Raw genomic sequence first — 8,641 nt, forward strand, 5'->3', positions numbered from 1 at the left:
GCAGTTGCGGCCGTTCCTTCCGGTCAGCAACGGGCGTTGTGGCAGGTGGCGGGATCACCGGCAGGTGGTCAACGGGATCTTGCACCGGGTGCGGACCGGGGTGCAGTGGCGTGACCTGCCGGAACGGTACGGGCCGTGGAAGACGGTCTACGAACGGCACCGGCTGTGGCCGGCCGACGGCACCTGGGAACGTCTCCTGCAGCGGGTCCAGGCCGCGGCGGACGCCGCCGGGGAAATCGACTGGGACATCGCGGTGGACTCCACCATCCTGCGCGCGCACCAGCACGCGGCCGGAGCCCGCACCGCGCCGCCACCGGCGCCGCACGCCTCAAAGTGGGCCGCAGCCGTGGAACGCCAGAACGAACCGCCATGGCTCAGCCTGCACGCCCGGCTGGTGGAGGTGGTGAAGCAGGTGAGGGACTGGGCCGGTCCCGCGGCGGCTTCACCACCAACGTCCACCTGAGTGCGGAAGGCCGCTGCCGCCCGCTGTCTCTCATCGTCACACCCGGCCAACGGGCCGACTGCACCCAGCTGGAGCCGGTGTTGGAGAAGATCCGGGTTCCCCGGACCGGCCCGGGCAGACCACGCACAAAGCCCGACAGCCTCGCAGCCGACAAGGCATACAGCAACGGACCGTGCCGTGAGTACCTGCGCCGGCGGGGCGTCCGCCACATCATTCCGGAGAAGAGCGACAGCCAGGCCGCCCGCCTGCGCAAAGGCTCACGAGGCGGTCGGCCACCCGGCTTCGACAAAGCGCGGTACAAGAAGCGCAACGTCGTTGAACGGGCCATCAACAAGCTGAAACAATCCCAGGCTGTGACCACACGGTATGACAAGCGCGGCTACGTCTTCCTCGGCACCATCACCGCCGCAGCCACCATCATCTGGCTCCGCTCATGATCGCCCGGACAGGGCCTAGTCCGGCCAGGGACAACGGCACTACGGCGACGGCCGCTACCGACATCTACGGCAATAGCGTGATGATCTGCAGGGTTTTGTCAGTGGTGGTTCGGCATCGTGTTGTCAGTGGGGTAGGTGCGGAGTTTCTGCTGGTGGGGTTGTTGTAGTGGGGGGTTGGGGTGGTGACATGAATGCTGTTCTTTGGCTGACTTTTTTGGTGTTTTGCCTGGTCGGTTTGTTGCAGGTTGGTACAGCGTGGAGGGTGTTGCCGCTGGTCAAGGCGGTGCGAGTGCTCGGGGGAGTGCTGCCTGTTGAGGGCGGAGAAGTGCCGTCTTCTACGGCTGGGGGTTCAGGTTGTAGCGGATTCCTGTTGCGGTGAGGCGGAGTTGTTCGCTGTCCTGGACTGTGATGAAGGGGAATAGCGGGCTGTCCGGTGCACGGTCTTTGAGCTGTCCGTGAATTCCGGCAGCACGTATGAGGCAGCGCGTCCAGGTGGGGAGTGGGTAGACCTGGCATTTGCGGTGGGCTGTGTTGTCGTGGACTTTGACGGTGGTCGCTGTTTCGTTGATGTCGATACCGCGGACGAGCGCGAGCCGGCTGATGGCTGCTCCGGTGACTGCGTGGATGGTCAGGGCTGTGGCGTGCAGCGGATGCGCGACCGTGGTCAGCCGTGCGGCGAGGACGTCTGCTGGTGTGCGGTCATCTCCTTGCGCGGGCGGTGAGCCGGTCGTCGTGGGGGCGAGTTCGGGTGCGCCGGGGCACCGGGCGCGTTTCGGACGGTCTGTCACCGTGCCGCCGGCCGGCGCCGGGAAGGTGAGCCACTGCCCGTTGTCCTGGCCGGGGGCTGGTTCGATGGGCCGCTGTTGTCCAGCGTTTCGGGTGCCGGTCGGTGAGTGTCCTGTGTGGCCCAGGACGGTATGGGCCTGGGGGAGGGTGTCGATGATGTGATGCGGGGTTCCTTCGAGGAGCGTTCTCAGGACGGGGGTGACCGGCCGGTGCCACAGGAGGGTGAGACGGATACCGCACCGTTCCCGCAGGGTGAGCAGTTGTCTCCGGCGGGCGTGTGTGAGGTGGTCGGTCCGGCAGACGATGAGGTGCCCAATGTGGTGGGTGAGCATCCAGGCGGCGACCGCGTCCCAGGCGGGGCGCTGGGAGTCGGCCCAGGTTCCGTAGGTTTCGGCCTTGGGGGAGGCGTTTGCCCAGGGCGTAGAGCAGGTCGTGGGCGAGGGCGGCGGGTGCGCCGTTGGCGGGGCTGGGGTCGACGGTCAGACGGCCCAGGGCTGGGTCGTGTGCGGTGTGTGCGGCGGCCGTCCAGGCGGGGTGGTCGTCTTGGTCGTTGATGACGGTGACCGGGTACGGGCCGCCAGCCGTCATTACATGCCGCCGATTTTGCTGTAGACCCAGCGCACGAGGTCTTCGTCGACCTGTTTGAGGTTGAGTTTCTTCATGCCGGCGAGGATGTGGGTGGTGATGTTGGCCCAGTTGCGGAAGCTGCCGTGTGCGGCCTGCTTGTCGATCGCGTCGATCAGCGCGGTGTCGACGTCTGCCCGGACGGGGTGGAAGGCGGGGATCGTCTCCCTCACTTCGTCCTTGGACATGCGGGTGAATTCCTGCCAGATGAAGATCCGGGAGGCGAGCATGGGTTCGCGGCGCAGGACCTTGTAGCAGCCGTCGCCTCCGGCGAAGATGACGGCGATGTTGGTGCGTTTGTCGTCCCACAGGTGGCGCCAGAATTCGAACCCGGTCTTCTTCATCCACTGGGCCTCGTCGCAGACCAGGACCCGGAACTCCTCGGCGAGCGCCTCCTTGAGGAGGGTGTCGAACTCGATCGGGCGGGCCGGCGGCTCTCCCGGCAGCCCCAGCGCCTGGAAGAGTCCATGCCGGATGTCCCTGGGGGTCGGTCCGGCCCGTAGTTCCAGGCGGTGGGTGATGTCTGGGGCGAGGTGGCGCAGGGCGGAGTTCACCGACATCGTCTTGCCGGATCCGGCCGGCCCGTAGACGCACATCATGGCCTTGGCCTCGATGACGGCCTCGATGTTGTCCCGGGTGGTCAGCAGTGTGTCGGTGCCGACCAACTGGGCCTGGTCCAGGCCCAGGAAGTGGTCTTCGCTCTCGTCGGGCAGCAGCCCGTAGTCCAGGTCAGCGATCATCAGCTCGGTCCTCATCAGGGGTGGGTATGCGCGGGGGCCTGGGGCGGGCCCAGGTATCGGGTGCGGGGCCGTGCGGAACGAGATCGGGACGGGCCAGGGCACGGCGGTCCGTCTGCGCCGCCGCGCCCAGTTCCTCTTCGGCCTGCGCGGAGGTCGGGGAGGTGAGGGGTCTGGGCGGGGCGGCGGTGGTGGAGGCTTCGAAGCGCTGGCGGCGCAGTTTCTCCGCGGCTTTCAGGTCGGCCTTGAGCCGGCGGGCGGCCGCGGTCCGGGCGGCTTGGAGGGAGCGGATCTGCTCCCTGCTCGCCGCGGCAGCCAGGAACGCCGAACCGAGGTGGCGGCCGGTCGTAGCGTCGAAGACTTCGATGGTGTCGTCGTGGTGGGGTAGATGCCGTACCGAGACTCTGGTGCCGGTACGGCCGTTCATCCACGGGGCGAGGTAATCGCGGCGGCGCCACCGCACTCCGTTGGTGCTGATCGTGTACGTACGGCCGTCGTCCTCCAGGGCGAACGTCGCCAGCTGCCCGGCGGATACGTCCGTGAGCGGGGTCGCGTCGGCCTGCCACGCCTGAAGCGGAGTCCTGCCGTTCAGTGCGGACGGGTGGTGGCGGGTGTTCCACCAGGTCACCCAGTCCAGCAGCAGCGCCACGAACGCCTCATACGTCAGGGGCGGGGCGTCGGGGTCGGCGAGTCGGCCACCAGTGAGTTTCTGGCGGCCGGTGTAGCGGGGGAGCGAGACGAGGAACATCTCCTCCACCGCGTCGTTCAACGCCTCGATGGTGCCCTTCAAGTGCGGTGTATAGGCGGGCAGATCGGTCACGGGGACGGCGAACGCGCCCATCGCCGCAGTGACCGTCGCGCACAGGAACTCCTTGCCGCGGTCGACCCGGATCTGGCCGGGCAGCCCGCCCACCGGCCCGAACGGCTCCGTGCGGGTGATCGCGATCCGCAGGGACGCCAGCACCGCGTCGCGGCTTGGAGCGTGCGCGGTGACCGCGACCCCGGTGATCGCTTTGGTGGCGCAGTCGATGAACCAGGTCACCCACGGCGTGGCGAGCTCACCTTCCACGTCCACCTCGACGGGCGCGTGCTTGTGGTCGCCCTCCCACACAGCGTTTCGGTGCGTCGGCGGACGCTGCCCGAATACGTCGTGAGCACGGCGGGCGGATTCTCCGCTCTTGAGTCCGGCCCGCTCACCGCGGGTCAGGTCCCGGCGGATCGCCCGGTGCAACGTGGAGAGCGACGGCACCGCGGGCGCGTCCGGATCGCCGGCCGCCCGCTGCACCAGCTCGGCGTGGACCCGGGAGGCGTTCCCGCCTCACAGCGCCAGCAGCTGCCGGACTTCTGTCGTGACCGTGAAGTGCGACGCCTCCACCCGGGCGAGACGGTGATCCTCACGGGCAGCGGCCAGCCACCGCCACACCGTCCGCTCCGACTTCCCCAACGCCCGTGCGACCAGACGCACATGCGCGGCGGTCAGCTCCCCGCGCCCATCGAGGTCCAGCAGCCGGGGCATCGCGGCGGCCCGCCCCAACCGGGACGGGAAAACGGCCGACGGCCCCCCCTCGAACCCATTTTGGCTTCCCGGCATGGCGGCCCCGTCCCACAAGCACCGGACGGCACGGTTGCCGTCCTGGTCCCAGGTATCCCAGCCCTTCGTCACCCAACTGACCGGTATCGGCATACGACTGACAGCAATCACCGCCATCCGGTACAGCCGTGCCCGCGGACTAGGACGGCGTCGCGGCGCCTCGTGCGGCTACTCCTACGGCGACCCGCCGCCGGGGCTCAGGCGGCGTCGGCCGGGAGCGGCTGCGGTCCGCGCGGTGGTGTCTGGCGCTTCGGCTGCCTCGATGGGCGTCTCGGCCAACTCGGCGGCGAGGTGGGCCCGGCGCTCGGCTGAGGGCTGTGCCGGGGGAGTGGAGGGGCGGGGGCCGGTGCCCAGCGGGCGGCGCTCGATCATCCGCTCAGTCTCCATAGCCCCCTCCCGCCCCCAGTGGCCTGGCCGAGGCGCGCACGGAACGGCTGCCGGTCAAGGAGTCGCCGTACGGCCCGCTGGGCGCCTCCGAGTGCGAAACGACCTCCCCGTCGGAGCATTGCCTGAAGGGCGCTCAGAGGGCCGTCTGCGGCCTCGTGTTGTGGGCGCTGACGGAACGGGGCCAGGGCGCGAAGCGGGGTTGGCGGCCGGAAGAGCGAGGTGGTCGGTCGGGTCCGCCGTCGTGCCGGGACGGCGGCGGCCGGGCATGCGGGTTGTGGAGCTGAGGCGTACCCCCATCCCAAACAGTAGTTATCCCAGTTGACCTTTCACCTGGGTCTCTCACCTGGATCTGTCACATGGCCCTTTCAGCGGCCATCACATACACCCGCTGGGCCGTCCATGATCAGCTGCTGGTACGTCAGCTCTCGGGAGGCTGGATCGTTTGGGGTTGGAGGGCTCAGCTGGCTAGCTTCTGGTGCATGAAGACGACGACGCCTGCCAAGCGGGACATGCAGGAGATGACCGCGACTGGGCGGGACACGCGTACGGCGGTCCTCACCCGTTCGATCCGGGCCAACGTGCCGCTGCGCAAGACCTTCGTTCAGGCGAACAGGAGGGCCGCCAGCCGGCATGGGCCCCTGAAGGACTTCGTGACCGGGAGGGACCTGCGGGGCCTCAAGGCCTACCTGATCATCGTGGCCGCGTGCAGCAACGGGGACAACGGCTGGTCGACCACGCACGACAGCGCGGTGTGGGCGCGGCTGATGGACATCCACGAGACCGCGACCGACCAGTCCGCCCGTACCGGTGCCTGGCGGGCCCTGCGCCGGCTGCAGGCGCGCAAGCTGATCGAGTGCAGCCGCAGCGGGACCATGATCACAGTCACTCTCCTGCGTGAGGACGGCAGCGAGAAGCCCTACGACCGTCCCGTGGGCGACGCGGAGGAGAATCGCTTCCTGCAGGTCCCGACCACGTTCTGGACGCTGGGTCGTGACGAGGACCTGGACCTGCCGGGCCTGGCCCTGTTCTTGGTCGTCGCCCGCGAGAAGAACTGGTCGACCTTCCCCGCGGAGAAAGCCCCCGAGTGGTACGGCTGGTCCCCCGACACCCACGAACGCGGGCTGAAGAAGCTCGTCGCCCTTGGGCTCGTCGAGCGACGTGAGCACCGCACCAAAGCCCCGCTCTCCCCGCTCGGCTTCACCATGGCCCACCAGTACCAGCGCACCGCCGTCACACGGCCGCGCAAGCCCAGGAAGACTGATGGTCGGCGGGAGAGTGTCAGGTGGACATCGTCATCTGAGTGTCAGTGGCGCAGCCTCAGCGACCTGGTGATTGGCACTGACGGGTGATGCTCACCTGTTGCTGACGTGAGTGACGAAAGGCCAGGTCATTCTCACGCCGACTGCTATAGCGGGTGCAGAGTTTGCGCTGGTCAGAGACGTGGCAGCCAGGCTGTGAGGGTACCCGGTCCGGTTGGTGGTGCGGAACTGCGGTGTGGCGAGCGCGGGTTAGCCTTGGCGGCCGGCGGAACGTGGACGGTGGCAGCGGCCAGGCTGCTGGGGCGGTCCGGCGGTGTCACTGCGAGGGAGGGGCGATGGTGTGAGTTGAGGCCGTATGTCGGTGAGGCCCCGTAGGCTTTGAGGGTTCCGCTGTAGGGGCGGATTCCTTCACAAGGGGTTGCGGGTGCCGGCTCTTCCTCCTCCCAGCGCTACGGGTGTGCGCGTGGCTGGGGACACCTATCAGTGGCTGTACGTGTGGGAGGGGTGCGTCCAGGTCTACAAGGACGCGCTTGACGGTGTCCGCGGCGCGGTGGTGGCGGTCGGTGTCGAGGTCACGGGGGCGGGCAACCTGGATGACGTCGTCTACTACTACGCGGATGGGAAACCGACCCGCTACGCGCAGGTCAAGTACGCGGCGGAAGCGTCGACCGCGGTGGGGGAGGAGTACCTGTTCAAACCGAGCACCGACGGCGGACCGTCGATCCTGCAGAAGATCACCAGCTCCTGGCAGACCCTGACCCGGAACGGGGAGCAGGTCCAACTGGCCCTGCTGACCAACCGGTCACCGGATCCCGCGGATGTCTTGTTCAAAGGCCGGGACACGCGAACCGGTCTGCTGCGGCCTCGGGCAGACCACCAGGGACCCCGCTCAGAGCGGGGACGGGCGCGCGCCCGCTGGGCCGCCCACGCCGGGCTCGACGAGGCCCAACTCCTCAAACTCCTGGATGTGTTGGAGTTCCATCTGGGGCGCGACGAGCCCCTCCAGTCCACCCTCGTCTCCCGCCTGATGCAAGCCGCCGGCCTGCAGCACGACGAACAGGCGATCATGACGGGCGTCCAGTGGGGCACCCAGCAGGTCATTGGCGGCAAGCGCGAGCTGTCCCTCACCGACATCCGCGCGGCGGTCAGTAAACTCAGCCTGCTGGCCCATCGCTCGGCCGGGCCCGACACCCACCGGCGCGGTGAGGCGCTGGTCGCAAGGCCCCGCCCGGTCACCGCCTGGCAGCCGGACCTCCTGGGTGTACACCGGGCCGTCCAGGAGCACGACGGCATGAAGCTGCCCCCCTATGTCGAACGGGACCACGACGGCGAACTGCGCTGCCACTTGCGCACGGTGGCCGACAAGGGTGCAGGCATGGTCGTCGTGCGCGGGGACTCCTGCACCGGCAAGACCCGCTCGGCCTGGGAAGCAGTCACAGCGTGCGTGCCCGACTGGCAGCTGCTGTACCCGAAGTCCGCTGCCGGACTGCGCTCCTGCCTGCAGACCAACGTGCTCACCGGTCCCACGGTGATCTGGCTGGACAACGCCCACCATCTGTTCGCCGAGGCGGACGGCAACCGTGCTGCCGAAGACCTGCTCGCACTGCTGGAACAGCCGCCCGCCCCGGTGGTTGTCCTGGCCACCATGTGGCCCACCCTCCTCGACGCGCCCGGATCCAACCCCAAGAAGAAGGGCCGGACCCGGCACATCAACTCTCTGCTCGATCTGGCCCGCACCGTCCACCAGCCCAGGGTCTTCGACACCTCCGGGCTCAACCGGTTCGAGACCCTGGCCCGCAGCGACGGCCAGTGGACCCAGGCAGCCGCCCAGGCACGCGTGAACGGTGAACTGTGCCAGCGCCTGGCGGCCGCCCCCGAACTTCTGGACCGCTACCGCCATGCCGACCACGCATCCGGCAAGGCCGTGGTGACCGCAGCCGTCGAAGCCCGCCGACTGGGCGTACGCGGACCGCTTCCCCTGGCCTTCCTCGAGCACGCCGCCCTCGGCTATCTCAGCCCCGACCACCGCCGCAAGCTGGACCGGCAGCCCTGGTTCACCGACGCCCTCGCCTGGGCGCGAACCCCGGTCAAAGACGTCGTCCCATGCCTGCAGGGCGTCCTCGCGCCCGACGGCATCGGCGAGGCAGCGGACCTGGTCGACCTCAGCGACATCATCGAGCAGCAGATCGCCCCCGAGCGCTGGGGCATAAAGCCCCCGGCCGCGCTCTGGCAGGCCGCGCAGTCGGACCTGACCGACGGCGGCGCCCTAGGGCGTGTTTCAGAAGTGGATCACTGGTGGTGAGTGATGGCCGGTCATGGTCCGGAGCTAAGATCATTGGTCTGACGCCGACCTGAGG

The 8,641-nt window shown here is 68.7% G+C and carries 7 protein-coding genes and 1 pseudogene; 3 read left to right on the top strand and 5 right to left on the bottom strand.

Features of this window, described 5'->3' with window-relative positions; translation table 11 throughout:
* Window positions 1-900, top strand: a pseudogene (locus AB0M67_RS41410) (IS5 family transposase); the annotation flags it as partial.
* Between the two features lie 335 nt (window positions 901-1,235).
* Here AB0M67_RS41410 and AB0M67_RS41415 read toward each other — a convergent pair.
* The 5 genes from AB0M67_RS41415 to AB0M67_RS41435 form a co-directional block, all read right to left on the bottom strand.
* A complete protein-coding gene (locus AB0M67_RS41415; RefSeq protein WP_365753369.1) occupies window positions 1,236-2,018 on the bottom strand; it encodes a hypothetical protein in 783 nt (260 codons plus the stop codon).
* A gap of 255 nt (window positions 2,019-2,273) precedes the next feature.
* Window positions 2,274-3,065, bottom strand: a complete 792-nt coding sequence (locus AB0M67_RS41420) for an ATP-binding protein (RefSeq protein ID WP_365753371.1) — start codon at window positions 3,063-3,065, stop codon at window positions 2,274-2,276.
* Window positions 3,040-4,332: a Mu transposase C-terminal domain-containing protein gene (locus AB0M67_RS41425; protein ID WP_365753373.1), complete on the bottom strand. Its 1,293-nt coding sequence runs from the start codon at window positions 4,330-4,332 to the stop codon at window positions 3,040-3,042. The genes AB0M67_RS41420 and AB0M67_RS41425 overlap by 26 nt, the downstream gene beginning before the upstream one ends.
* A 33-nt stretch (window positions 4,333-4,365) precedes the next feature.
* Window positions 4,366-4,638, bottom strand: coding sequence for a hypothetical protein (locus tag AB0M67_RS41430; RefSeq protein WP_365753375.1), 273 nt, complete (start codon window positions 4,636-4,638; stop codon window positions 4,366-4,368).
* Window positions 4,639-4,812: 174 nt separating this feature from the next.
* The gene (locus AB0M67_RS41435) at window positions 4,813-5,025 is read right to left on the bottom strand and encodes a hypothetical protein (RefSeq protein ID WP_365753376.1); all 213 of its coding nucleotides are present in this window, start codon (window positions 5,023-5,025) and stop codon (window positions 4,813-4,815) included.
* A 479-nt stretch (window positions 5,026-5,504) separates the two neighbouring features.
* Here AB0M67_RS41435 and AB0M67_RS41440 point away from each other — a divergent pair, with 479 nt between their 5' ends.
* On the top strand, window positions 5,505-6,374 hold the full coding sequence (locus AB0M67_RS41440) for a hypothetical protein (RefSeq protein WP_365753377.1): 870 nt from the start codon (window positions 5,505-5,507) through the stop codon (window positions 6,372-6,374).
* A gap of 373 nt (window positions 6,375-6,747) precedes the next feature.
* Complete coding sequence (locus AB0M67_RS41445; protein WP_365753378.1) at window positions 6,748-8,586, top strand: hypothetical protein; 1,839 nt, start codon at window positions 6,748-6,750, stop codon at window positions 8,584-8,586.
* Window positions 8,587-8,641: the final 55 nt, after the last annotated feature.

It is taken from the genome of Streptomyces sp. NPDC051662, from assembly GCF_040681655.1.
Taxonomy (GTDB): domain Bacteria; phylum Actinomycetota; class Actinomycetes; order Streptomycetales; family Streptomycetaceae; genus Streptomyces.